We start from the raw sequence: 23,939 nt of genomic DNA, 5'->3' as shown, positions 1-23,939 counted from the left end.
CTTCAAAAAAATATTGGGTTGGCCGTCATTTCCCTGTTGCATTTAAAAATCGTCTGGGCCATATAGCCGTCGTCGCAGCAAACAACAAACGCAGCGGCGCCACGGTCCACCGACTACCCCCGGATCGAGGTTGATGAGCGGGTGTAGCTCAGGGGTAGAGCACAACCTTGCCAAGGTTGGGGTCGAGCGTTCGAATCGCTTCACCCGCTCCATTTTCTTCTCTTCGGAGAGCCTCCCAGGAAAATAGGTATAATCTTAGCAGCCGCCTTGGTGCGTGGACTGTTTCCTTATCCCCGTCCCACATACGGCATTTGCGTCGCCATCACGGTCATCGTCAGCACGTTGGCGTCGAGCGGCAGGCCGGCCATGTAGATGACGGCGTCGGCGACGAGGTTTGCCGGGATGGTCGGTTCGGAGGCGATCTCGCCATTGGCCTGCAGGATGCCAGCGCGCATCCCTGATGTCATGTCAGTCGAGGCATTGCCGATATCGATCTGGCCGCAGGCGATGTCGAACGGGCGACCATCGAGCGCCGTCGACTTGGTCAGGCCGGTGATGGCGTGTTTGGTGGCTGTGTAGGGGGCTGACATCGGCCGCGGCGTCGAGGCGGAGATCGAGCCGTTGTTGATGATTCGGCCGCCACGCGGTGTTTGTGCCTTCATCAGCTTCATGGCCTGCTGGGTACAGAGGAATGCGCCGGTCAGGTTGGCGCCGACGATGGCATTCCATTGTTCGAAGGTAATATCCTCCATCGGAACAGCGGGCAGCCCCATGCCGGCATTGTTGACGAGCAGGTCGAGGCGGCCGAAATCATGGCGGATGGCGGAAAACAGGCTGGCGACCGCTTGCGGGTCGCCGACATCGGCCGCGAACGCCCGCGCCGTGCCGCCGGTCAAGGTGGCCATTTCCTTTGCTGCATGCTGGAGAACATCGAATCGCCGGCCGGAAAGGATGACCGTGTAGCCCTTTTTCAACAGTGCTTCGGCAATGGCGCGGCCGATACCGGTGCCGCCGCCCGTTACCAACGCGATTTTCGGTCTGTCCGTTTCAGCCATGCCAAGTCCTCCCCTTGCCGCAGCCTCGATCGGGGCATCAAATCCGGTTTTACCGCAAAAGCCTAGAGCGCTTCGTCTTTAAACAGTATCACACGTGCCAAAGGATGACGCGCCGCAACGGGGGCGGTCCATGTCCTTCAGGCTGATCCTGAGCAGGCGGCAGACGGCTCTCGAGCGGTCAGCTACGGGTGAAGACGTAATCGGTTTCCTGCCTGAGCGTTTCACCGGGCCGCAGGACGGCTTGCGGGAAATTGGCGTGGTTGATCGCATCCGGCCAGATCTGGGTTTCCAGGCAGAAGCCTGCGAAAGGCCCGTAATGACGGCCTTCGAGGCCGGGCACGGGAACGTCCATCTTGAAGCCGGTATAGAACTGCACGCCGGGCTCGGTGGTGCGGACTTCCAGCGAAACGCCGGAATTGATGCTGCGCACCAGCGCGACGGATTGCTTGGCGCCTCGGGCGTCCGCCAGGCAGAAATTGTGGTCGTAGCCGATCTTGTCGCCTTCCAGCTGGCGGCGCAGCGGCGTCATGGCGCGCAGGTCGAAAACGGTGCCTTCGACGGAGCGGATCTCGCCGGTCGGGACCTGCAGCTCGTCGGTCGGCAGATAGCTGTTGGCGGCGATCATCGCATCATGGCCGAGCGCATCGGTAGTGCCATCGAGGTTGAAATAGCTGTGCTGACAGACGTTGCAGATCGTTGCGCGGTCCGTGGTGCTCTCATAGAGGACGTTGAGGACGCCACCATCGCTGACGGTGTAGGTGCAGGTGATGGTGCAATTGCCGGGATAGCCGGCGCGGCCATCCGGATCGACGATCTGCAGCACGGCGCGGTTTTCCGCCGCCTCGATCAAGGTCCACAGGCGCTTGGCAATGCCGTCGCTGCCGCCGTGCAGGTGGGTAACGCCCTTCTCGTTGCATTCGAGCTGGTAGGAGACGCCATCGATGGCAAATCGGCCGCTGCCGATGCGGTTGGCATTGCGGCCGGGCGTGGCGCCGAAATAAGGGGAATGGGTGAGATAATCGGCGAAATTCTCAAAGCCGAGCACAAGAGGAGCAGCGTGGCCATCGAGGCGCAGGTCCTGGATGACCGAGCCCCAGGTGAGGATATGCGCGGTCAGCCCGCCGCCCTTGATGACGATGCGGTGCACGGGTTCGCCGGACGGCATATGGCCGAATACTTCAGTCTCTGTCTGCACGGGTATTCTTCCTCCACTCTTCCCGGCGGCAAACTGCGTCATTTCGTTGAACGCGGCAACCGAAAAGTCATACAATTAACGACGGTGGCCGCCTCAGGCTCGCATCACCTTCCTGCAGAGACAGGCCGATCCGTTTCAGAACGTCTTCTGGTAGATGATGAAGGGGGTCTTGTCTGCGATGCGGTCATAGAGCTTGCGGGCATTGGCGTTGAAGTCCTGGGTCATCCAGTACACTTCTTCGGCCTTTTCCGCGTTTGCCCGGGCATAGACGGCCTCGATCAGCGCCCGGCCGATCCCCTGTCCGCGAACCTCAGGATCGGCGAACAGGTCCTGCAGGTAACAGATTGAGTTCTTTTGCCAGCAGGAGCGATGAAAGAGGTAATGCGCAAGGCCAACCGGCCTGCCATCGAGAACCGCAAGAAAACCCGCATATTCATGTGCAGCACCACTCAGGAGCCGCGAGAAGGTGAGGGCGTAGATGTCTTCCGGCAGGGTGGTTTCGTAGAAGGCCAGATAGGCCTTCCACAGGCGGCGCCAGTCCTGCTCGTCGCCGGATTCGATGGGGCGGATGGTGAGGGTTGCGGTCAGCGTCTGTCCTTCCCGATATCGGCGAGATCATAGGATGTCGTCTGATAGATATCGTTGATCCAGTTGCCGAACAACAGGTGCGCGTGGCTGCGCCAGCGATTTTGCGGCGTCAGTGTCGGATCGTTATGCGGGAAATGGTTGTGCGGCATCTTGATCGGCACACCGGCATCGACATCGCGGAAATATTCGTCAGACAGCGAGGTCGAATCATATTCGACATGGTTGAAGACATAGAGCCGGTTGCCCGCCTTCTCATGCACGAAGCAGACGCCCATTTCATCGGATTCCATCAGGATTTCCAGCTCGGGCCTTTTCTCGATATCGGCACGGCGCACCTCGGTCCAGCGCGACACGGGAATCTGGAAATCATCCGAGAAGCCGCTGAGATAGGGCGAGGACGGGTTGAGATTGTGATGGCGGTAGACGCCGAATGCCTTTTCCTTCAGCGCGTATTTCGGCACGCCATGGAAATGGTAGATCGCCGCCATCGCCCCCCAGCAGATGTTCAGCGTCGAATGGACATTGGTATGGGTCCAGTCAAGGATCTGCTGCATCTCGTTCCAGTAGGTGACGTCCTCGTAGTCGAGCGTCTCGACCGGCGCGCCGGTGATGATCAGGCCATCGAACGTGCGATGTTTCACCTCGTCCCACGTTTCGTAGAAGGCGAGCAGATGCTCTTCCGGGGTGTTCTTGGCCTTGTGGCCGCCGAGACGGATCAGCGAGAACTCGACCTGTAGCGGCGAGGCGCCGACGAGGCGCGCCATCTGCACTTCGGTCTTGATCTTGTTCGGCATCAGATTGAGCAGGCCGATCTGCAGCGGCCGGATATCCTGGCGGACCGCCATGGTTTCGGTCATCACCCGCACGCCCTCTTTGACGAGGGTTTCATAGGCAGGCAGCGTATCGGGAATCTTGATCGGCATGGGCAACACTCGGTTCAACGAACAGACCGGCACAAAAAAACCGGCAACGATAGGAATCGCTCCCGGCCCCGCTTGCTTGCGCTCGCACGGCCCTTTAGCGACTTATTTAACGTGGCTGCAAGCCGGCCGGCCAAATCACCACGAATTCCTAGATAGCGCCTGTTGGCGTGCGAATCAATATGCGGCGCCCCGCCGATGAGTGGCGCGCCGCGGTGATGGTCGCCGTTCGGTTGTCATCACGCCGATGTGTTCGAGCTGCTGAAACCTCGCGGCGCCCCCGCCCGTACTCCTCTGATGACTTCAGGAGGATGTGCGATGCCCAGTCTTGCCTATCAGATCAGCCCGGCCGATTTCCGCCAGCGGCGCCTGCTTCAAGCGAGCATTGCCATCCTGGCGATGCTGCCGGTGTTTGCCGGGCTGGCGGGCGTGGTGATGGGGCCGGCATTTCTTGCCGAAGCAAAACCTCCGGTGGATTTGAGCAGCCATGTCCGGTTCCTGTCCGGATTGTTCCTGGCCTTTGGTCTCGCCTGGTACAGCTGTATTCCGGCGATCGAGACGAAGGCGGAGCGGATTCGGCTTCTGGCAATCCTGACCTTCAGCGGTGGGCTGGCGCGGCTGTATTCGCTGATTGCCGATGGCGTACCCTCGGCGGGGCATGTGCTCGGGCTTGGCATGGAGCTCGTCGTCGTGCCCTGCCTGGTCATCTGGCATGGCCGGGTGGCGGCGCTGAGCCAAAGCCGGAGTTGAGCGAGGTCGCGCGGCAGTCGGCGTCTTCTTCCCACTCTGTAACGGGGCGAGGCGATTGCCGCAGACGGCGGGTGGGACGGTCCTTGGGCTTGGCTGGGAGGACCGTCTCACCCTTTTGGAGGGAGTAAGAGTTTGCCGCGCTGCTGTTCCTTGCAGCCGTCTTTCTTGCGGCATTGCATCCCCGTCGGAAGGGCTTAGGAAGTTGGGCACAAACAATGTCCCATGGTTTGCGTCCACGCGCGAAAAATTCGCCGTGGGTTTTCAAAGAGCAGGCCGGCCGGGGCGCTGAAAGCTGCCTCGTAAAGTAGTAACAGGTGACACCTCTCAGCGCCCCGTTCGATGTTTTTTGCGAACGGTGTGACCACCCGGCACGCCCGGTTCATTTGCGAACCGGAGGAGAACCACCTTTCACGCAGCCCCGGGGATTTGACGCGCGTTTCGCCAAACCATCCGGGCACCGGCCCCATCTCGCCGGCAACGCAAACCGGTGTATCCGTGATGGGACGGCAAGAAGTATCGCACGGGTTTAAAGGGCGGGGATTTGCGGGGATGAATTTTTTCTTGGAAGAGTGCGACCGGGCCGAAGCGGCCATAACGGATGCATTTCCAAAAGACTGTTGGCTCCTTCATTTAAGCCATTGGAGAGCAGTTCAGGCGGGCGAAAGCAGACCTTTGGTCATGGACAGATAATGACAGGTTCGCGGCACAACCGGTTTCGCATCCGACGAATTCCAGCTACGCCACCGCCTCGTGCTCCTTGCGAGCTGCCTCCCACACTTCCTTGGCCGCATCAAGGTTCATCCAGGCAATACCGAAGCCAACAATCAGGTCCGGCCATGGCGAGCGCCACAGCAGAAGCGTCACTGCCCCGGCAGCGATGATCGCGACGTTGGCGATGGCATCGTTCCGCGCGGAGAGAAACGCCGCTCTAGTCAGCGATCCGCTCGCATTCCGATAGGCTGCAAGGAGGAAGGCACAAGAGAGATTGACCACCAGTGCGCCGAGCCCTGTCAGGCCGAGGGCGAGCGGCTCGGGGGGAACTGGAACCTCGAACTTCTGCCAGGCGGTCCAGAGGAACGCGATGGCCGGAGCAAGCAGAATGAGCGACATCGCCATTCCGGCACGGGCTCGGTTCCTCGCTGACCATGCAATTGCGACGAAGATCAAGAGATTGACGGACGCGTCCTCGAAGAAATCCGCGCTGTCCGCCAGAAGCGACGCAGACCCGATCCGGAGCGCGACAGCAAACTCGACCCCGAAGTAAGCCAGGTTCGCCAGCGCGACGATCAGGACGACCCGTCGAATCCCGTTATCCATGGACTGTTACCCTTTCTGGTTCGGTCATATCTTGTTTGAATGCGCAGCGCGGGTTGGGTGACGGACAGTTCCTGCAGTCTTCCCATCGGAAATACTTTCCACTTAACGCCGTTACCCCCGGTCTTGCCATGACCTTCTCGACTTCTTGAAAGCAGCCAGTCCACTTCAGCATGCCGCGTCCGGAAAATGCCCTCATTGGAGTCGTAGCTATTCCATATTGCAATGCGAGAAAACTTCGGTAGAACACATCCACTCACCACGGACCCGGTGTAATTCCGGGTGGCTCTTCTGGCCGCCGATCCGCCAGACCACGCAAAACCTGCATGCCAATTCAACCGACCGCCCGATAGCGCGGTTCGCCATGCTTTGCGAGAACTCATCAAATGCAATTTTCTTCGATTCGTGGGGATTGGAATGCCAATCCTATGCGCGAAATGCTCGCCGGAGCAGTTGCGACATTCGCGCTGATTCCCGAGGTTATCGCATTTTCCTTCGTCGCGGGTGTCGATCCCCAGGTCGGCCTGTTCGCCTCCTTCATAATCGGCATCGTCATTGCCTTCACAGGTGGCCGTCCGGCGATGATATCCGCCGCCGCGGGTTCGGTCGCCCTCGTCGCGGCACCGCTGGTTCATGCCCATGGGCTTGCTTACCTCTTCGCCGCCGGGCTGCTGGCCGGACTGTTCCAAATCGTTTTCGGCCTTCTGCGTCTCGGAGTGTTAATGCGCTTCGTTTCGAAATCTGTACGCACAGGTTTCGTCAATGCCCTTGCAATCCTGATTTTCGCAGCCCAACTGCCCCATATCATCGGGGGAGACTGGCTTTCCTATGGCATGCTGGCGGCCGGACTGGCTGTCATCTACCTTGCACCCCGGATAACCAATGCCATCCCATCGCCGCTGATTTGCATTCTGGTCCTGACGGCGGCATCGATCTCCTTTCAGCTGCCGGTCATGACAATTGCCGACCTTGGCAAACTTCCCGATTCCCTTCCGGGCTTTGGCTGGCCCGCGGTTCCGATGACATTGGAAACCCTGACGATCATCGCCGGACCGGCGCTTGCCATTGCCATGGTTGGCCTGCTGGAATCGATGATGACGGCAAGTGTTGTCGACGATCTCACCGGTACGCCAAGCCCGAAGAACAGGGAGTGTACCGGCCTTGGCATCGCCAACATGGCCGCGAGCCTATTCGGCGGAATAGCCGGCTGCGGCATGATCGGCCAGACCGTCAGCAATGTGAAATATGGTGGACGAGGCAGATTATCCACGCTCTTTGCTGGTGCGTTCCTGCTGGTTTTGATGGTCCTGTTGAAGCCGTGGGTTTCTCAAGTTCCCGTCGCTGCACTGGTTGCTATCATGGTGATGGTGTCTATCGATACGTTCGATTGGTCTTCGTTGAAGACGCTGGTTGTTCACCCGAAGATGTCCAGTGCCGTCATGGTGGCGACGGTTCTCGTTACGGTGTTCAGCTCAAACCTTGCGCTCGGCGTCACGGTTGGCGTTCTTCTGAGCGGCGTGTTCTTCACCTTCAAGGTTGCTCGTCTGCTGCGGGTCGAAACGGAGATCGATGCTGCCGCAGTTCACATGATGTACCGCGTGTCCGGACAAGTGTTCTTTGCCTCGGCCGATATTTTCATCGAGGCATTCGACATCGAGGAAGCACACGGCATGGCCGTGACGATAGATGTTTCGCAAGCTCATTTCTGGGATATCACAGCAGTTGCAGCACTGGAAAAGGTGGTGGAGCGGTTTAAAGCCCATGGCACAACCCCCGTTGTTTTGGGGGTGAATGATGCAAGTGCTACTCTGATTGGCAGTCTCGACAGCACCCCGAGACTTAAAGAAATCTGAAATCAACCCAGTTGAATGAGGCCTATGGCAGCGGAATCTTGCCATAGGCCGTTTGAGAAGGCTGCTATCGGGCCGATGGCGCACATCGTTACACCGCAGTGATATGGCAGCTTTCGTCTTTCCCCGCTAACGACGCAAAGCAATCATTCTGCGGCTCGGTGCCGCGTGCCCTACCCCTCGATCTCCTCCCTTAACATCTCCAGCTCCAGCCATTCCTCTTCCATCTTCGTGATCGAGGTTCGTAGCTTTTCGAGCTCTGCAGCCAGCGCCGAAAACCGCGTGGGGTTCTTGGAAAACAAATTCGGGTCGGCCATTTCCTTTTCGTGTTTGGCGATCTGGGCTTCGGCCTTTTCCATTTCCTTCGGCAGGTTTTCCAGCGCGAATTTCTGTTTGAAGGAGAGTTTGCCCTTGCCGGTCTTGGGGGCGGAGGACGAGCCGTCGTTGCTGGCGGATTTGGCTTTTTCGGCTTTTTCCGTGCGCTTCTTTTCGTCGGCAGCACCCTTGCGCTGGGCCATCATGTCGGAATAGCCGCCGGCATATTCGATCCAGCGTCCATCCGGCGCATCCGGATTGGCGGGCGCGATGGTCGAAGTGACGGTGCGGTCGAGGAAGTCACGGTCGTGGCTGACGAGGATGACGGTGCCGGAAAAGCCTGCGACGATTTCCTGCAGCAGGTCGAGCGTTTCGATATCGAGATCGTTGGTCGGTTCGTCGAGGATCAAGAGGTTGGTCGGGCGCGACAGGATGCGGGCGAGCATCAGCCGGGCGCGTTCGCCGCCCGACAGGTTCTTGATCGGGGTGCGCGCCTGTTCGGGCTGGAACAGGAATTCCTTCATATAGCCAGTGACATGGCGCTGCTCGCCATTGACCAGCAGGTTGTCGCCGCGGCCGTCGGTGAGGTAATGGGCCAGCGTATCCTCAAGGTTCAGGTCCTCGCGGCGCTGGTCGAGCGTGGCGATCTCGAGGTTGGTGCCGAGCTTGACCCAGCCGCTGTCGGGCTTGATCTGGCCGGTGAGCATCTTCAGAAGCGTCGTCTTGCCCGCGCCATTCGGGCCGACGAGACCGATGCAATCGCTGCGATGGACGCGGATCGAGAAGGGGGCGACGATGGTGCGCTCGCCATAGGTCTTGGTGATCTGATCAGCCTCGATAACCAGCTTGCCGGATTCGCGGGCGTCGGAGACGGTCGCCTGCACCGAGCCTTGCGGGCCATTATGGCCGCGATGCTTGGCGCGCAGGTCCTGCAGCGCGCCGAGGCGGCGCATGTTGCGCTTGCGCCTTGCCGTCACGCCGTAGCGCAGCCAGTGTTCCTCGCGCTCGATTTCCTTGCCGAGCTTGTGTTGCTCCAGCTCTTCTTCTTCCAGCACCTTGTCGCGCCAGGCCTCGAAGGCGCCAAAACCCTGATTGAGGCGGCGCGACTGGCCGCGATCGAGCCAGACGGTGGCGTTGGAAACCTTTTCGAGGAAGCGCCTGTCGTGCGAGATGACCACGAGGGCCGAGCGGCTCTTGATCAGCTCGCCTTCCAGCCATTCGATGGTCGGCAGGTCGAGATGGTTGGTCGGCTCGTCGAGCAGCAGGATATCCGGCTCCGGCGCCATGACGCGGGCAAGCGCCGCGCGGCGGGCTTCGCCGCCGGACAGCTGCGTTGGGTCTTCATCGCCCGTCAGGCCGAGATGTTCGAGCAGGTAGGCGACGCGGTAGGGGTCGTCGCTCGGGCCGAGGCCTGCTTCCGCATAGGCGCGAACACTGTCGAAACCGTCAAAATCCGGCGCCTGATGCAGGTAGCGGACGGTGACGGAGGGATGACGGAAGGTTTCGCCCGACTGCGGCTCGGCAAGGCCGGCGGCGATCTTCATCAGGGTCGATTTGCCCGAGCCGTTGCGGCCGACAAGGCAGATCCGGTCGCCGGGCTCAACCTGCAGATTGGCGCCGTTCAACAGCGGCGTACCGCCGAAGGAGAGCACGATATCATCGAGTTTCAGAATGGGTGGCGCCATGGTCAGGCTCCCGAAAAATCATGAGGGCGGGCAAGGATGAGCGCCCGGCCGGAGGAAAGGGTGAAGCGGACGGTGCCTTCGGCGACATTGGAAACGGTGCGCGAGGAGCCGAACGGCAGATGAAAATCCCTGAGCGGATAACGGGCGCCTTCGATGGAAAGACCGGTCAGCGTATCGAGCCCGAGGATGGAAAACAGGCTGCCCTTCGGCAGGGCGATCACGGAGCTGCCGGGCAGCAGCGGATAGGCTTCCTCCTCGCCGGAGGTGAGCAGCATCTCGATGCCGTCTTCGGCAAGCTTGGCGGCATAAAGTAGGTGCATGAAGGCATGGTCGCTGCGCTCGCCGCCGAGCGCGCCGGCGAGAATGAGCCTTTTCGCGCCGCGCTCAAGGGCGGTGGCAACGGCGATTTCGCCGTCGGTCTCGCTCTTGGCGGCGGGATAGGGCTCGCGGCGGACATCCGGCCATTCGGCGATCAGGGCATCCGGCGTGGAATCGAAATCGCCGACCCAGAGCTCCGGCTTTAGCCCCAGCGCACTGGCATGGCGCATGCCGCCATCGGCCGCGATGACGCGGGCGCCGGCAAGCTGGGTGGCAAGCCTGTCCGTCGGCGTCAGGGGACCGCCCATCAAGATGATAAAAGCCTGTTTGCTCATGGCGCATGGCCATAGCGTAAACAGGGGGATGAGGGGAAGGGGCAGGCGTGGATTTGGTGTTCTCTTCTCCCCGGCGGGGAGAAGGTGGCCCAAAGGGCCGGATGAGGGGGCCACACGCTCAGAAATTGCCGAGCGGCCCCCTCATCGCCTCACTGCGTTCGGCACTTCTCCCCGCCGGGGAGAAGAGGGTGTCTGCCGCTCGCCCTTGCCCCGTTATGGAAAAGAGGGAGATCGCCGCTAATCCGTATCCTTGCCGGGGGTGGTGCAGACCTGTTCGAAGGAGGTGACGAAGCGGTCGAAGAGGAGGGAGAAGCTGGCGACGTCTTCTTCCGGCCAGTCGGCCAGCACGCTGTCGATGACGTTACGCTTGACCGCCTGGATTTCGCCCATCAATTGCTGGCCGAGCTCGGTCATCACGACGATGATGCGGCGGGCATCGGCCTGCGAGGCCTCGCGCCTCAGAGCGCCGCGCGCCACCATTTCGCCGACGATGCGGCTGGCGCGGGAGGGATCGATGCGCATCATCCCGGCGATGGTGCCGACCGTGACTTCGCCCTCCGGTTCGGCCCGCCTGACGGCATCGAGAACGTCGAGATGGGTGATTTCGAGACTGGGCGCGACATTGCTGATGGCGAGGCGCGCCAGCACGCGGCGGCCGATCATCGTGCGCCAGCGGCCCATCGAGCGGCCGATCAGGGCGCGGCTGGCCTCGGGCTCTCCGGTCTCAGATGTGCATTCCAGGGGCAAAGGTGCGTGATCCATGGCTGATCCTAGCAAAACAAGCGCGATCCATAAAGCATGAATATGCTCTCGGCATAAATGTGCTGTTGACAAATATATGCTAACAGCACATAAATTGCCAAAACCAACCGGAACGCTCCCATGGACATGCACATCGCGCCGGCGCCGCTCGTTTCGAGCCCAGCGCTGCGGCTCACCCTTTTCTTCTTCCTGATGACGGCTTTGTTCATGGCGACGCTGGACAACCAGATTGTCGCCACCGCGCTGCCGACCATTGTTGGCGAGTTTGGCCAGATGGAGCGTTTCGGCTGGATCGGCTCGGCCTATCTGCTGGCCACCTGTGCCGTCATGCCGCTTTACGGCAAGCTGGGCGATCTGTTCGGCCGCAAATATGTGATGGTCACGGCGGTGACGATCTTCACGCTGGGGTCGATCGCCTGTGGTCTTGCCGTGTCGATGAACACGCTGATTGCCGCCCGTGTGCTGCAGGGCCTGGGTGGCGGCGGCATCATGGTATCGATCTTTTCCATCAACGCCGATCTGTTCGAGCCGCGCGAGCGGGCGCGCTACCAGAGCTATTCCAGCCTCGTCCTGATGGCCTCCGGGGCCGTCGGTCCGGTACTTGGCGGGGCGATGAGCGACCATTTCGGCTGGCGCTCGATCTTCCTCATCAATATCCCGATCGGCATCGCGGTGCTGATCGGCCTGTTCGTCTTCCTGCCCTACCGCCGCCCGACACGCCGTCCGACCATCGACTATGCCGGTGCGCTGCTGCTGGCGGGTTCGGTAACCTGCGTCGTGCTTCTGGGCGACGGTGCCGAACTGTTTGGCTCGCTACTTTCATTCGGCAGTCTGGCGATCGTTGCGCTCGGCGTGGTCTGCGCGACGGCCTGGGTGGTTGTCGAGCGCCGGGCGCCGGAGCCGATCGTTCCCCTGACACTGTTTCGCAACCCGACATTCAGCCTGATGCTGGTGATTTCGCTGGCGAGCGGTGCCGTCGGCATCGGCATGGTCAACTATTTCGCGCTGTATCTGCAGACGACGACGGGGCTGTCGCCGTCGCTGGCTGGCTTGCTGTTCATCATGCTGACCGGCGGTATCGTCTGCGGCTCGCTGACGGCAGGGAGGCTGATTTCGCGCTCGGGCCGCTACAAGCCGTTTGCCATCGTCAGCGCCAGCCTGACGGTTCTGGCCTTGCTCATCTTTACCCAGATTGAGCCCGGTACGCCGCTTTATGTGATTTGCGCGATCATGGCGCTGCATGGCATCGGCATCGGGTTTGGCCAGCAGGTGCCGATCGTCGCGGTGCAGAACATCGCCTCGCGTGGTGATGTCGGGGCGGCGACCGGCGCGGTCACCCTGTCACGGATGGGCGGCGCCTCGATTGCCATCTCGATCTATGGTGCAATCATCGCGGCAGGTCTTGCCCGCGGCGCCACGGCGATCCCGGGTGTTGCCGATATCGAAAAGCTGACGCCGCTGGTGCTGTCGACATTACCGGAGGCGACCCGCCAGCTGGTGGCTGATAGCTATACGGCCGCCTTCCTGCCGCTGTTTTTGACGGCTGGCGGTATCTCGCTGATCTCGCTCATCGCGGCCATCAGCCTGAAAGCGGTAAGGTTGCCGCAGAAGCCGGCGGCATGAGGGGCTGGCCGTCGTCTTTCGGCCGGTACTTCAGCCTTTTTTGCGCCAGTAGTGGTCGGAGATGTTCTGATAATTGGTGATGATCTGGGCGGCGATTTCGGGATTTCCGCCTTCAAGCGTTTCGGGGTCGGCGCCGCATTGCGACAAAAAAAGCTGTTGTTGAGCGGTGGCCGCAAAGTAATCATATGCCGGCGCTTCGTCCTGCGCGCCAATCGAACGCAATTCATTGGCGGTCTGCGTGGTGGCATCCTCGACAGCTTTGTAGATGGCCGCCATCATTGCTTGCTCGGCTCGTACCATTATGCCGCTGATTTTCTGTTCGGCGGGGGTAAGGATGCGGCACGTCTCGGTCATCGGGCGTATCTCCAGTATCACTCTAAATTTCTCAATCAATAAGGCCCCATGTCATGGGATTATGTCCGCTTTGCGGTAATCGGGCGGGGCAACAATCCCCACTTGCCAAGTATTTCGCCCGGGTCTAAACCTCCTCCTGCTCTAACGGGGTGCCGGCCGTTCTTTTATGGAACGTTCGGCTGAGAGGCTATTCAAAAGCCAACCCGAAGAACCTGATCCGGTTTGTACCGGCGGAGGGATTAGACGGCACATTCCAGCGCCCTATTCCCAATTTTGGATTTATGAGGAGGCGCGGATGCGCAAGGCAATCATTCCATTTCTCGCAGCAGCTGCTGCATTCACCATCGCGTTTTCCGCCTCGGCCGAAGACAAGGTGCTGACGGTCTATACCTATGAAAGCTTCACCAGCGAATGGGGGCCCGCCGCCAAGGTGGCGGAAGCCTTCGAAAAGACCTGCGGGTGCAAGGTTTCCTATGTCAGCGTCGCCGATGGTGTCGAACTCCTGACCCGGCTGAAGCTCGAGGGTGCGTCGTCCAAGGCCGATATCGTGCTGGGCCTCGATACCAATCTTGTGTCCGAAGCCAAGGCAACCGGCTTCTTTGCGCCGCATGGCATCGACACCTCGGCCGTCAAGGTTCCCGGTGGTTTCACCGACGATACCTTCGTTCCCTATGATTACGGCCATTTTGCCGTGGTTTATGACACTGAGACGATGAAGGAGCCGCCGAAGAGCCTGAAGGAACTGGTCGAGGGCGATCCGAACCAGAAGATCGTCATCGAGGATCCGCGCACCTCGACGCCGGGGCTTGGCCTGCTGCTCTGGATGAAATCGGTCTACGGCGATGAGGCCGGTGCCGCCTGGGCCAAGCTCAAGGATCGTGTTCTGACCGTCACGCCAGGCTGGTCGGAAGCCTACGGCCTGTTCACCAAGGGCGAAGCGCCGATGGTGCTTTCCTACACCACGTCGCCTGCCTACCATATGGTTGCCGAAAATACAGACCGCTATCAGGCTGCTGCCTTTTCCGAAGGCCACTATATCCAGATTGAAGTCGCCGGCATGACCAAGGCTGCCAAGGACCCGGCGCTCGCCAAGGATTTTCTGACCTTCGTCACCGGCCCTGAATTCCAGTCGATCATCCCGACGACCAACTGGATGATGCCGGTTGCCGCCACCAAGGAACCGCTGCCGGAGGCATTCGGCAAGCTGGTGGCGCCGGAAAAGACGTTTCTGATGTCGTCGGATGAAGTGGCGGCTAACCGCAAGGCCTGGATCGACGAATGGCTGGCTGCGATGAGCAAGAATTAGCACCTCGTTTGGGCAAGGCCTGCCCCTCATCCGGCCTGTCGGCCACCTTCTCCCCGTTGTGACGGGGAGAAGGGATTTGCGGCAAGCTCTGTCATCCCCTCTCCCCGCGTGCGGGGAGAGGGCTAGGGTGAGGGGCCAAGGTTCTCAGGTGGCTGGAGGTCTGGATTGATGAGTGGCTGGCGGCGATGAACAGGAACTGGATGTGCCGGGACGATCATTTCTTCTTCTCCCCAGCGGGGAGAAGTGCCGAGCGACTGCGAGGCGATGAGGGGGCGGTTCGGCACATTCTGAGTGTTTGGCCCCCTCATCCGGCCCTGCGGGCCACCTTCTCCCCGCTGGGGAGAAGAAAGGGCGAGGCGACGCCCGAAAGCAATACGAAGCCATCATGATCAACCGCATGGAACGACGTCTGACACTGACTGCCGGGGCGCTATGCCTCGGTGGCATTGTGCTGTTCGTCTGTCTGGCGGCGGTGGCACTCCTGGCTTTCGACGAGCCGGGATCCGCCAATGACGGCGTGGTGTTCGATGCCTATGTCTGGCGCGTGGCCCGGTTCACGCTGCTGCAGGCGTCGCTTTCGACCGTTCTGTCGATTGTCTTTGCCATTCCGGTGGCGCGGGCCTTGGCGCGGCAGGCGGCGTTCCCCGGCCGTGTCTGGATCATCCGGCTGATGGCGCTGCCGCTGGGGCTGCCGGCGCTCGTGGCAGCTTTGGGACTGATCGGCATCTGGGGACGGCAGGGCGCTTTGAATACCGCGTTGGTGGCCATCGGTCTCGACCAGCCGGTCAGCATCTACGGCCTGTCGGGCATTCTCGTTGCCCATGTCTTTTTCAACATGCCGCTCGCCGCCCGGCTGATGCTGGGCGGGCTGGAGCGTATTCCCGGCGAATACTGGCTGGCCGGGGCCAATCTCGGCATGCGGCCGCTGTCGATTTTCCGCTTTATCGAATGGCCGGTGATCCGTGGGCTTTTGCCCGGCATTGCCGGGCTGATCTTCATGCTTTGCGCCACCAGCTTTACGCTGGTGCTGACGCTGGGCGGCGGGCCGGCGGCGAGTACGATCGAGGTTGCTATCTATCAGGCGCTGCGCTTCGATTTCGATCCGCCACGGGCTATCGCGCTGTCGCTGCTGCAGATTTCCGTGACCGCCGCGCTGCTGGTTGCGATCCGGCTGCTCACACCTGCGGCAGACGAGGGGCATGGCGGCGGGCGCAGGGTGCGCCGCTTTGATGGACGCGGTGGGTTTGGTCGGGCAGGCGACGGACTGGTGATCGCGCTTGCCGTTCTGTTTCTGGCTCTGCCGCTCGGCTCGGTCGTCTCTTCCGGCCTGCGTGCCGATCTCGTCAAGCTTGCCGGGGATCCGATGGTGCGGCGGGCGCTGATCACCAGTATCGTCATTGCGCTGATCTCGGGGCTGCTTTGTGTTGTCTCCGCCTCCCTCATGATCCGGGCGCGGCAGGCAGCCCTGTCGTCGAGGCGGCCAGCGGTGCTTCTTCGGGGGCTGGCTGTGGGGATTTTTGCCAGTTCGTCGCTGGTGCTGCTGGTGCCGCCGGTGGTTCTGGGGGCTGGCTGGTTTTTGCTGTTGCGGCCGTTCGGAGATGTCGCACGATTTGCGCCGCTGCTGGTCATCCTGATCAATACGCTGATGGCGCTGCCTTTCGTTTATCGCGTGCTGGAACCGGCAATGGCCACGCATACGGCCCGCACGGCCAAACTTGCGGTCAGCCTTGGTCTCAGCGGCTGGCATCGTCTGCGGCTGATCGATTGGCCGGGTTTGCGCAGGCCGTTGCTGATGGCGCTGTCTTTTGCCTGCGCCCTGTCACTTGGCGATCTCGGCGCCGTGGCGCTGTTCGGCTCGCAGGATATGGTGACGCTGCCCTGGCTGCTGTACAGCCGCATGGCAGGTTACCGCTCGACCGATGCGGCGGGCCTGGCCTTGTTTCTCGGGCTTGTCTGCCTGGTGCTAACGATCGCCGGGACGCCGCGGGCAGGGGCTGACGATCAGAGGAGAAAAGATGTCACTGCCTGAAACGGATATCGCTGTTCGTCTCGACAACGTGCGGGTCCAGTTCGATGAAACCGGACTACATTTCGATTGCGCCGTCGGCAAGGGACAGATCGTTGCCGTGACGGGGGCATCCGGTTCCGGCAAGTCGACGCTGCTCAATGTGATCGCCGGGTTCGAAACACCGGATACCGGCCAGGTTGAGATTCTCGGGAAAGATGTTGCCGGGCGCGATCCTGCCGAACGGCCGGTCTCGGTGATCTTTCAGGAGCACAACCTGTTTGCGCATCTCGACGTCGCCACCAATATCGGTCTCGGCATCGATCCGGCACTGAGGCTTGGCATCAAGGAAAAGGCGAAAATCGCAAGCGCGCTACTGCGCGTCGGACTGGAGGGGTTTGGCAAGCGCCTGCCGCCGACCTTATCCGGCGGCGAACGCCAGCGGGTGGCGCTCGCCCGGGCGCTGGTGCGCCGCAAGCCGGTCCTGTTGCTCGACGAGCCGTTTGCGGCGCTCGATCCGGGCCTGCGGGCCGGGATGAGCAGCCTTCTGCTTGATCTGCACCAGCAGGAAGGTCACACGATCCTGATCATTACACATCATCCTGACGACGTCCGGACGCTGGCAGACAGTGTGCTCTTTCTCGACAAGGGCCGCATTCTCCTGCATGAGCCGGTGACGCAGTTTCTCGAGCATACCGATCTTCCGGCGGTCGCCCGGTTTCTGGGGCGATGAGCATCGCCTGCGATGCTTTTGCCACAATTTGAACGACACCCTGTGCGACGGCGCTTTGGCTATCTTGCGCGTTCACGTTTGGGTGTGCGTTGCCGGGATATCACGGGGAAACTATTTCTATGGGTGTATGCTAGGCACGCATGGCGCGAATAGGTTACAGCAGGTCATTGCCGTAACTGGCGCCAGACCTATTTATACGGCTGTAAAGAATACTGAATTTGCATCCGCGCGATCAACTGACTGTTTGCGCGGCTGGGCTGAAGACTGGAAACGAGCTGAGGCGATGAGCAGAACGGCAGGAACGCAAAAGCGGGATTCAGGAACGGGCTTCGGCGTGTCCTATCGCGCCGTCGCGGCGTTGTTCGGGGCCCTGCTCCTGTCGGGTTGCCAGTCGGTGATCGAGCAGACCTATGAGCCCAAGGTTTCGCCGTCCTCCAATCCGCAGATCGTCGAGGAAGTCCAGAAGAACGATCCGCGCGCCCAGGTCGGCGCCCGCGAGCATCCGCGCATCGTTGCGAGCTACGGCGGCGAATATCAGGATCAAAAGACCGAGCGGTTGGTTGCCCGTATCACCGGCGCTTTGACGGCGGTTTCGGAAAACCCGAACCAGTCCTATCGCATCACCATCCTCAACTCGCCCGCGATCAACGCCTTTGCGCTGCCGGGTGGCTATCTCTATGTGACGCGCGGCCTTCTGGCGCTCGCAGACGATGCCTCGGAAGTGGCCGCTGTGCTCTCCCACGAGATGGCACACGTGACCGCCAACCATGGCATCGAGCGGCAGCAGCGCGAAGAGGCAGAGGTGATTGCCAGCCGCGTCGTGTCCGAAGTGCTGTCGAGCGATCTGGCCGGCAAGCAGGCATTGGCGCGGGGCAAGCTGCGCCTGGCGGCCTTCTCGCGCAATCAGGAATTGCAGGCCGACGTCATCGGTGTGCGCATGCTCGGTGAAGCCGGGTACGATCCCTATGCGGCGGCACGCTTCCTCGATTCGATGGCAGCCTATAGCCGGTTCTCCTCGGTCGATCCGGACAGCGACCAGAGCCTGGACTTCCTGTCGAGCCATCCGAGCGCGCCGCAGCGCGTCGATCTCGCCCGCCGCCATGCCCGTGCCTTTGGCGCAGAAGGCGCTGTCGGTGATCGCGGCCGCGACTATTATCTCGCCGGGATCGATGGCTTGCTCTATGGCGACAGCCCGCAGGAGGGTTATGTCCGTGGCCAGACGTTCCTGCACGGAACGCTCGGCATCCGTTTCGATGTACCGGCCGGCTTCCAGATCGACAACAAGGCCGAGGCGGTGCTTGCGACCGGGCCGAACGAGACGGCAATCCGCTTTGACGGCGTGGCCGATGCGCAGAAGCGCAGCCTGACCGACTATATCGGCAGCGGCTGGGTAACCGGCCTGCAGCCGGATACGATCCATGCCGTGACGATCAACGGGCTTGAGGCGGCAACGGCACGGGCATCGGCGGAGCGCTGGGATTTCGACGTCACCGTGATCCGGATCGACACGCAGATCTACCGGTTCCTGACCGCCGTGCCGAAGGGCGCGCCGAGCCTGGAGCCGACGGCCGATGTGCTGCGCGCCTCCTTCCGCCGCATGACGCCGCAGGAGGCCGCGGCCCTGAAGCCGCTGCGCATCCGTGTCGTGACCGTCAAGGCGAACGATACGCTGGCCACGCTTTCGGCCCGGATGATGGGAACTGACCGCAAGCTCGATCTCTTCCGGCTGATCAACGCCATGCAGATCACCTCGACGGTGAAGCCGGGCGACAAGGTGAAGATCATCTCGGAATAGATGCAGACGGCTGGAAGGCTGATCAGTCTTGCCTCAATAGTCGGCAAGCATCATCGATCCGTCCTTGCCGAACTGCGGCTGAATGCCGAGCAGGGGGCCGGCGCGGCCGATGATTTCCTTGATCATCGGGGCGGCGGTCGATGCCGCCGTGCGTCCGCCGTTCTCGCCCGTTTTCGGCGCATCGATAATCGACAGGACAATGTATTTCGGCTTGTCCATCGGGAAGCCCGCAACGAAGGCGTTGAAGTTGATGTTGCTCGCGTACCGGCCGTTGATGACCTTGTCAGCCGTTCCGGTCTTGCCGCCGACATTGAAACCGGGGACTTGCGCGTGGCGGCCTGATCCGTTTGAACCATTCCAGTTGAAGAGATAGCGCATGTCGGCGCTTGTCTTTTCCGTCACGACCGTGCGGGAGATCGCCCCTGCCTCTTCAAGTGTCCGGGGCAGAAATGTCGGCGGAATCAGGGTCCCGCCGTTGATCAGCGAGGCTGCCGCAACGGCGGTCTGCAACGGCGTGGTCGCTACCCCGTGACCGAACGAGATGGTCACCGAGTTGATCTTCTTCCAGGCTCTGGGCTGCGTCGGCGTCGCCACGCCCGGCATTTCCGTTTCCATCTTCGACAGGAGCCCCAGCCGGGTCAGGAATTCCTGATGGCCTTCAATGCCGACCATATCTGCCACGGCGGCCGTGCCGATGTTCGAGGAATACTGGAATACCTCGACGATCGAGAGGGGGCGGTTCTTGCCCTTGAAATCCTTGATGGTGAAGCCGCCCATACGGATCGGGCGGGAGGCGTCGACAACCGAATTGAGGTCGATCTTTCCGGCGTCGAAACCCATGGCCAGCGTAAAGCTCTTGAAGGTCGATCCCATCTCGAACGTGGCGTTGCTGATGCGGTTGAACCAGCCTTTTTCGTATTCCTTGTCGATGCTGCCGTCCGGCAGTGTCCGGGATGGCTGATTGGGGTCGTAATCGGGCACCGAGGCCATTGCGAGGATCTCGCCGGTCTTCATGTCCAGAACCACGGCGCCCGCGGCTTCCGCCTGATAGTTTTGCATTGCCCGCGCGGCGACCTCGCGGACGATATGCTGAACACGCAGGTCGATCGATAGTTTGACCGGTTCCAGCGGTACATCACCCGTCAGGCCGGCGGCGCGCAGATCGGCCAGCCCCTGCTGGTCGATATAGCGCTCCATGCCGGCAAGGCCCTGATTGTCGACGTTCACATGGCCGAGAATATGCGATGCGGTGGGGCCGCCCGGATAGAAGCGGCGGTTTTCGGGCCTAAAGCCGATGCCGGGTATGCCCAAGGCGAGGATGTCCGATTGCTGGCGCGGGGTCAGCTGGCGTCTCAGCCATTGAAACGCTGAATCGGATCGCAGTTTCCGGTGGGTGTCGCTCCAGTCGAGATTGGGAATGACGGTTGAGAGTTTTTCGACGGCTTCGTCGGCATCGACGATTCGGCGCGGCTCGGCATAGAGCGACATGGTTCGAAGATCCGTTGCCAGCAGCTGCCCGTTGCGATCGACGATATCCGGCCGCGAGGCAACTGCCGAGACATTGTCACCGATCGATGCGAGGGCGATGGGTTCCGCAACCCCAAATTGAACAAGACGGGCAAGGGCCGCGAGGAAGATCACGGCAAAAGCGGCAATGACGATGCCGAGCCTGGACCTGGTATCCATTCTACGCTTGGCGGAGCCGACGAAAGCGCGGGCGCTTTGGGCGTTTTTTCTCTGCACATTGAAATGCGCGCGGCTCCGAAGTCGGATGACAAAAGCAATCATTCGGAACAATACCCCCGCAATGCTGGTGACAGCGAGCCTGAACGGCTCGGCCGCCGCCGGGGGAACATGGATGCAGCCGGGGCGCATGCCAATCAAAGAGGCGATCAGCAGCTGCGGAACATTAAAGTTGCATTAATATACATTTAAAGTTGAAACGATTTGCTTGAGCCTTAGTTAACTTTTTCTCCCGTTCCAGCGCGCTTCGTCCGCGTGGCGCGCCCTGCCCTCGACATTCCCCGCTACGATGTCCGGCGGGCGATGCGGCCGCCGGTCACGCCCATCGTGCCCTTGGCTTCGTAGAATGCTCTCTTCTGCTCGTACATCAGGGTATCGGCGCGCTGGACGAGCGCTTCCATGGATTCGCCCTGCTCGCTGGTCGCGACGCCGAAGGACAGGGTAAGGGGAGCGCTCGAATAGAACTGGTTGTTGATCTTCAAGAGTTCGTTGATCGTCTCCATCATCGCGCCTGCCGCCTTGATGTCCGCACCTGGCATCAGCACGGCGAACTCGTCGCCGCCGATCCGGGCGGCATGGTTGGGCTGCGAGACAGCGCCGTTGAGGATTTCGCCGAACCGCCGCAGCAATGCGTCGCCAGCGTCGTGGCCAAGCTGGTCGTTGGCCTCCTTCAGGCCATTGAGATCGATAATGATCGCTGAAACCGGCCGCAGCGATTTCCGTTCCAGCCGGTTGATTTCCTCAGCGTAGAAGGCGCGATTGTAGAGTTTCGTCAGGACGTCATGCTTGCCGAGATATTCGAGATAGGCTTCGGCTTTCTTGCGCGCGGTGATATCGGCCAGCGCCACCTGAACGCGGGACCAATCGTTTTCGTGTCCGGGGAAGACGGAAAAATGCAGCAGGATATGCCGCTCGGACCCATCCAGCGCGTAGTTGACGATTTCGCGGTGATGGAAGAGGTTGCCGTTCCAAAGCTCGATCAATTGCTCGCGGAACGGCTTTTCCATATCGTCGCGGAAGATATCGCTCAACCGTTGAAGCAGCGTCATGCGATCCGGAGCGCAGAACAGATCGAGTGTCGCCTGATTAACGTCGATGACACGGATTTCGCTCATGCATTGGGTGACGAATTCCGGATGGACGTCCATGAATGTTCGAAAGTCGCTGATGCCGCGATTGCGGATATCCTCGATCAGAGCCTTGATGCGGCTGAAGTCCTCGATCCAGAGCGACACCGGCGAATGTTCGAAGATGCCTTCGGCATAGAGCCGTTGTTCAAGTTCCGCCCGGCGTGCATCTTCCCGCGCGGTGATGTCTTCCGTCGTCAGCAACACCTTTGCAAGCGAGCCTTCATGGCCCGGCATGACGGCACCGCGAAGCTGGATATCGAGACGCCGGCCGGAGAGCGTGTAGTTGACGGTGGTGCTGGAAAACGTGGTTTCCCCGTCGAAAAGGGCGGCCAGTTCATTGATGTGTGTTTCGAGCATATCGTCTCGAAAGACCTGGGCTATGCCCGCGCGAAGATGATCGACGTCACCGGCCTCAAAAAGCTCGAGGGTTTTGCGGTTGACATCCAGAACCCGGATTCGCGCAGAGCATTGCCCGATGCGCGATGTATCCTCCCGCAGGAACGCACGGATGTCGGTAACCCCTTGGGCGCGCCAAACATCGAAAAGCGCTTTTACCTCACTGAAATCCTCGATCCACATGGCAATCGGCGCCAGGTTGAAGACGCCGGAATCGAATGTCTCGTGCATTAGACCACCTGAAAGCGAGCTGGGAACAATCTGCGCCGCCGGCGCAATACCACGTGTTTGAAGTATTAGCTTTGAAAGGTAAACCGCCCGTGACCGCCGTCGCAGAAGATCGTGCAGCGGATATGCTTACACGGTTCATCCTGACGCAAAAAAACCGGATGAAACTATTCATCCGGTTCCGTGCTCAGTCAAAGGCATATCAATGCCGCATCGCCAGTACCGGCGCTTCCGCTACAAGCGCGATCTTTAACTTTTCCAATGCCCGGGTTTCGATCTGGCGGACCCGCTCCTTGGAGATGCCGAGATCGGCGCCGAGTTCTTCGAGGGTGGCACTGTCTTCGGAAAGGCGGCGGGCACGGATGATCTTCATTTCGCGGTCATTCAGCTGGCAGAGCGCGTGGCTGAGCCAGGTGCGGCGGCGCTCGCTGTCGATCATTTCGGAAACCTGCTCGTCGGGAAGCGGTGCGTCGCAGGCGAGAAGATCGAGGCGCTCGCCGCCATCGGATTCGCCTGAGGTGGAGATCGGCGCCTGCAGCGAAGCGTCGTTGCCGGAGAGGCGGGCGTCCATTGTCTGCACATCGGCAAGGCTGACGCCGAGCGCCACGGCGATTTCTTCATGGACGGCGCGGGCTGTCAGCTGGCGGTCGCCCTGGGCGAGCTTGGCGCGCAGCCGGCGCAGGTTGAAGAACAGAGCCTTTTGCGCCGACGAGGTGCCGCCACGCACGATCGACCAGTTGCGCAGCACGTAATCCTGCATCGAGGCGCGAATCCACCAGCTGGCATAGGTTGAGAAACGGACTTCGCGACTCGGCTCGAAGCGGGCCGCTGCTTCCAGAAGGCCGATATGTCCCTCCTGGACAAGATCGCTCATCGGCAAGCCGAAATTGCGGAACTTGGCGGCCATGGAGATGACCAGCCGCATATGCGCCATGGCGATCTTGTTGCGGGCGTCCTGATCGTGATGGTCTTTCCATGCCATTGCCAGCGCGTGTTCCTCATCCCGTTCGAGATAGGGTGCCGCCATGGCGATCTTGATCATCCGCCTGTCTGCTGAGAGATTTTTCATCGGCTACTCCATAACGGGCACGAGGGGTGCCGCTGAACGATCGGTCGATGGGTGTTTCGGGATTTCCGCAGCCTGGAGCTTGACCAGAATTGGAACCGCCCTACTTCCCGTTAAGATCCGGGGCCGGAAGACGTGGCCGCGGCAGTCCCGATGTGCGTCGCTGCGCATATCCAGACGTTCTCAAACGCGCGACCCTTGAAAAGGTTCCATGCCGCGCCGCCATATTCTGCGGTCATGACCCTCCAATCGCGTTCGTACCTCCAATTGCTGTCCGCAACCCTGCAAAAGGCTGGTGTTCGCCAGGCCGAATCACCTGTTTGGCCAGAAAAGAGAAGGCTATCCGAGTGTTAGGCGGGCGCCGGGTGCCAAATCCTGTGCGCCATGATGAAAGCCGCTTGCCGGAAAAGTTAAAAAAGCGTTAACTTTGGATGGTTGTCCCCATAAGTTGCCTGTGAGTTAGTTAAAGACAG

The 23,939-nt window shown here is 60.9% G+C and carries 19 protein-coding genes, 1 tRNA gene, 2 riboswitches and 1 other annotated feature; of the genes, 8 read left to right on the top strand and 12 right to left on the bottom strand.

All coding sequences use genetic code 11. The features are described 5' to 3' along the window. Positions 1 to 137 precede the first annotated feature (137 nt). Positions 138 to 212 (top strand) — tRNA-Gly (locus ASD36_RS25635). A 75-nt stretch (positions 213 to 287) separates the two neighbouring features. Here the strand turns inward: ASD36_RS25635 and ASD36_RS25630 are convergent. The 4 genes from ASD36_RS25630 to metA all read right to left on the bottom strand — a co-directional run bounded on the left by ASD36_RS25630 (position 288) and on the right by metA (position 3,761). Then, positions 288 to 1,055 carry an SDR family oxidoreductase gene (locus tag ASD36_RS25630; RefSeq protein WP_060502712.1) on the bottom strand — a complete coding sequence of 256 codons (768 nt, stop codon included), beginning with the start codon at positions 1,053 to 1,055 and terminating at the stop codon, positions 288 to 290. 178 nt (positions 1,056 to 1,233) lie between these two features. Further along, positions 1,234 to 2,250 (bottom strand): aldose epimerase family protein, encoded by a 1,017-nt coding sequence (locus tag ASD36_RS25625; protein ID WP_112834764.1) that lies wholly within the window; start codon positions 2,248 to 2,250, stop codon positions 1,234 to 1,236. A 135-nt stretch (positions 2,251 to 2,385) separates the two neighbouring features. Beyond that, positions 2,386 to 2,778, bottom strand: a complete 393-nt coding sequence (locus tag ASD36_RS25620) for a GNAT family N-acetyltransferase (RefSeq protein ID WP_347360143.1) — start codon at positions 2,776 to 2,778, stop codon at positions 2,386 to 2,388. A gap of 56 nt (positions 2,779 to 2,834) precedes the next feature. Further along, positions 2,835 to 3,761 carry a homoserine O-succinyltransferase gene (gene metA / locus ASD36_RS25615; protein WP_037097288.1) on the bottom strand — a complete coding sequence of 309 codons (927 nt, stop codon included), beginning with the start codon at positions 3,759 to 3,761 and terminating at the stop codon, positions 2,835 to 2,837. 74 nt (positions 3,762 to 3,835) lie between these two features. Then, positions 3,836 to 3,913, bottom strand: a riboswitch (SAM riboswitch). A gap of 163 nt (positions 3,914 to 4,076) precedes the next feature. Here metA and ASD36_RS25610 point away from each other — a divergent pair. Beyond that, complete coding sequence (locus ASD36_RS25610) at positions 4,077 to 4,508, top strand: DUF4345 domain-containing protein (RefSeq protein WP_060502714.1); 432 nt, start codon at positions 4,077 to 4,079, stop codon at positions 4,506 to 4,508. 735 nt (positions 4,509 to 5,243) lie between these two features. Here ASD36_RS25610 and ASD36_RS25605 read toward each other — a convergent pair. Next, entirely contained in the window at positions 5,244 to 5,825 is a 582-nt protein-coding gene (locus ASD36_RS25605) for a cation transporter (RefSeq protein ID WP_060502715.1), read from the bottom strand. Between the two features lie 257 nt (positions 5,826 to 6,082). Next, positions 6,083 to 6,138: a sequence feature (sul1 is cis-regulatory element that is thought to sense ions involved in sulfur or methionine metabolism; They are found in Alphaproteobacteria), on the top strand. A gap of 70 nt (positions 6,139 to 6,208) precedes the next feature. On the opposite strand from ASD36_RS25605, the gene ASD36_RS25600 reads away from it, so the two are divergent. Beyond that, on the top strand, positions 6,209 to 7,675 hold the full coding sequence (locus ASD36_RS25600; RefSeq protein ID WP_060502716.1) for a SulP family inorganic anion transporter: 1,467 nt from the start codon (positions 6,209 to 6,211) through the stop codon (positions 7,673 to 7,675). 170 nt (positions 7,676 to 7,845) lie between these two features. On the opposite strand, the gene ASD36_RS25595 is transcribed toward ASD36_RS25600, so the two are convergent. The 3 genes from ASD36_RS25595 to ASD36_RS25585 all read right to left on the bottom strand — a co-directional run bounded on the left by ASD36_RS25595 (position 7,846) and on the right by ASD36_RS25585 (position 11,087). Next, positions 7,846 to 9,672 (bottom strand): ABC-F family ATP-binding cassette domain-containing protein, encoded by a 1,827-nt coding sequence (locus tag ASD36_RS25595; protein ID WP_060502717.1) that lies wholly within the window; start codon positions 9,670 to 9,672, stop codon positions 7,846 to 7,848. A 2-nt stretch (positions 9,673 to 9,674) separates the two neighbouring features. Continuing rightward, the gene (locus tag ASD36_RS25590) at positions 9,675 to 10,325 is read right to left on the bottom strand and encodes a thiamine diphosphokinase (RefSeq protein ID WP_060502718.1); all 651 of its coding nucleotides are present in this window, start codon (positions 10,323 to 10,325) and stop codon (positions 9,675 to 9,677) included. A gap of 237 nt (positions 10,326 to 10,562) precedes the next feature. Beyond that, complete coding sequence (locus ASD36_RS25585; protein WP_060502719.1) at positions 10,563 to 11,087, bottom strand: MarR family winged helix-turn-helix transcriptional regulator; 525 nt, start codon at positions 11,085 to 11,087, stop codon at positions 10,563 to 10,565. Between the two features lie 120 nt (positions 11,088 to 11,207). Between ASD36_RS25585 and ASD36_RS25580 the strand changes: the two genes are divergently transcribed. Continuing rightward, positions 11,208 to 12,710, top strand: a complete 1,503-nt coding sequence (locus ASD36_RS25580) for an MDR family MFS transporter (RefSeq protein ID WP_060502720.1) — start codon at positions 11,208 to 11,210, stop codon at positions 12,708 to 12,710. A 30-nt stretch (positions 12,711 to 12,740) separates the two neighbouring features. Here ASD36_RS25580 and ASD36_RS25575 read toward each other — a convergent pair whose 3' ends face one another. Further along, a complete protein-coding gene (locus tag ASD36_RS25575) occupies positions 12,741 to 13,064 on the bottom strand; it encodes a hypothetical protein (RefSeq protein WP_060502721.1) in 324 nt (107 codons plus the stop codon). Positions 13,065 to 13,199: 135 nt separating this feature from the next. Further along, positions 13,200 to 13,320, top strand: a riboswitch (TPP riboswitch). A 39-nt stretch (positions 13,321 to 13,359) separates the two neighbouring features. Between ASD36_RS25575 and thiB the strand changes: the two genes are divergently transcribed. The 4 genes from thiB (at position 13,360) to ASD36_RS25555 (ending at position 18,903) form a co-directional block, all read left to right on the top strand. After that, positions 13,360 to 14,370 (top strand): thiamine ABC transporter substrate binding subunit, encoded by a 1,011-nt coding sequence (thiB, locus tag ASD36_RS25570; RefSeq protein WP_060502722.1) that lies wholly within the window; start codon positions 13,360 to 13,362, stop codon positions 14,368 to 14,370. Positions 14,371 to 14,755: 385 nt separating this feature from the next. Continuing rightward, positions 14,756 to 16,399: a thiamine/thiamine pyrophosphate ABC transporter permease ThiP gene (gene thiP, locus ASD36_RS25565; RefSeq protein WP_082511994.1), complete on the top strand. Its 1,644-nt coding sequence runs from the start codon at positions 14,756 to 14,758 to the stop codon at positions 16,397 to 16,399. Beyond that, entirely contained in the window at positions 16,392 to 17,108 is a 717-nt protein-coding gene (gene thiQ / locus ASD36_RS25560; protein WP_162246339.1) for a thiamine ABC transporter ATP-binding protein, read from the top strand. Before thiP ends, thiQ begins: the two co-directional genes overlap by 8 nt. Positions 17,109 to 17,391: 283 nt before the next feature. Further along, the gene (locus ASD36_RS25555; protein WP_060502724.1) at positions 17,392 to 18,903 is read left to right on the top strand and encodes a M48 family metalloprotease; all 1,512 of its coding nucleotides are present in this window, start codon (positions 17,392 to 17,394) and stop codon (positions 18,901 to 18,903) included. Positions 18,904 to 18,936: 33 nt separating this feature from the next. Here the strand turns inward: ASD36_RS25555 and ASD36_RS25550 are convergent, their stop codons facing one another. The 3 genes from ASD36_RS25550 to ASD36_RS25540 form a co-directional block, all read right to left on the bottom strand. Then, on the bottom strand, positions 18,937 to 20,691 hold the full coding sequence (locus ASD36_RS25550; RefSeq protein WP_060502870.1) for a penicillin-binding protein 2: 1,755 nt from the start codon (positions 20,689 to 20,691) through the stop codon (positions 18,937 to 18,939). Between the two features lie 239 nt (positions 20,692 to 20,930). Next, positions 20,931 to 22,403 (bottom strand): sensor domain-containing diguanylate cyclase, encoded by a 1,473-nt coding sequence (locus ASD36_RS25545; protein ID WP_060502725.1) that lies wholly within the window; start codon positions 22,401 to 22,403, stop codon positions 20,931 to 20,933. Between the two features lie 199 nt (positions 22,404 to 22,602). Continuing rightward, the gene (locus tag ASD36_RS25540) at positions 22,603 to 23,469 is read right to left on the bottom strand and encodes an RNA polymerase factor sigma-32 (RefSeq protein WP_060502726.1); all 867 of its coding nucleotides are present in this window, start codon (positions 23,467 to 23,469) and stop codon (positions 22,603 to 22,605) included. Positions 23,470 to 23,939: the final 470 nt, after the last annotated feature.

It is taken from the genome of Rhizobium sp. Root1334 (genome assembly GCF_001426665.1).
GTDB lineage: Bacteria > Pseudomonadota > Alphaproteobacteria > Rhizobiales > Rhizobiaceae > Pararhizobium.
The sequence above is the reverse complement of the archived record's forward strand: the minus strand, read 5'-3'. Positions and strand labels throughout refer to the sequence as shown.

What these genes read in the sequence shown, in the direction of transcription:
- ASD36_RS25595 (WP_060502717.1), bottom strand. Translation starts at nt 9,672, where the DNA reads ATGGCGCCACCCATTCTGAAACTCGATGATATCGTGCTCTCCTTCGGC.
- thiB (WP_060502722.1), top strand. Translation starts at nt 13,360, where the DNA reads ATGCGCAAGGCAATCATTCCATTTCTCGCAGCAGCTGCTGCATTCACC.
- ASD36_RS25610 (WP_060502714.1), top strand. Translation starts at nt 4,077, where the DNA reads ATGCCCAGTCTTGCCTATCAGATCAGCCCGGCCGATTTCCGCCAGCGG.
- ASD36_RS25580 (WP_060502720.1), top strand. Translation starts at nt 11,208, where the DNA reads ATGGACATGCACATCGCGCCGGCGCCGCTCGTTTCGAGCCCAGCGCTG.
- ASD36_RS25555 (WP_060502724.1), top strand. Translation starts at nt 17,392, where the DNA reads ATGAGCAGAACGGCAGGAACGCAAAAGCGGGATTCAGGAACGGGCTTC.
- ASD36_RS25545 (WP_060502725.1), bottom strand. Translation starts at nt 22,403, where the DNA reads ATGCACGAGACATTCGATTCCGGCGTCTTCAACCTGGCGCCGATTGCC.
- ASD36_RS25600 (WP_060502716.1), top strand. Translation starts at nt 6,209, where the DNA reads ATGCAATTTTCTTCGATTCGTGGGGATTGGAATGCCAATCCTATGCGC.
- ASD36_RS25590 (WP_060502718.1), bottom strand. Translation starts at nt 10,325, where the DNA reads ATGAGCAAACAGGCTTTTATCATCTTGATGGGCGGTCCCCTGACGCCG.
- ASD36_RS25630 (WP_060502712.1), bottom strand. Translation starts at nt 1,055, where the DNA reads ATGGCTGAAACGGACAGACCGAAAATCGCGTTGGTAACGGGCGGCGGC.
- ASD36_RS25575 (WP_060502721.1), bottom strand. Translation starts at nt 13,064, where the DNA reads ATGACCGAGACGTGCCGCATCCTTACCCCCGCCGAACAGAAAATCAGC.
- ASD36_RS25540 (WP_060502726.1), bottom strand. Translation starts at nt 23,469, where the DNA reads ATGAAAAATCTCTCAGCAGACAGGCGGATGATCAAGATCGCCATGGCG.
- thiP (WP_082511994.1), top strand. Translation starts at nt 14,756, where the DNA reads ATGATCAACCGCATGGAACGACGTCTGACACTGACTGCCGGGGCGCTA.
- metA (WP_037097288.1), bottom strand. Translation starts at nt 3,761, where the DNA reads ATGCCGATCAAGATTCCCGATACGCTGCCTGCCTATGAAACCCTCGTC.
- ASD36_RS25585 (WP_060502719.1), bottom strand. Translation starts at nt 11,087, where the DNA reads ATGGATCACGCACCTTTGCCCCTGGAATGCACATCTGAGACCGGAGAG.
- ASD36_RS25550 (WP_060502870.1), bottom strand. Translation starts at nt 20,691, where the DNA reads ATGATTGCTTTTGTCATCCGACTTCGGAGCCGCGCGCATTTCAATGTG.
- ASD36_RS25605 (WP_060502715.1), bottom strand. Translation starts at nt 5,825, where the DNA reads ATGGATAACGGGATTCGACGGGTCGTCCTGATCGTCGCGCTGGCGAAC.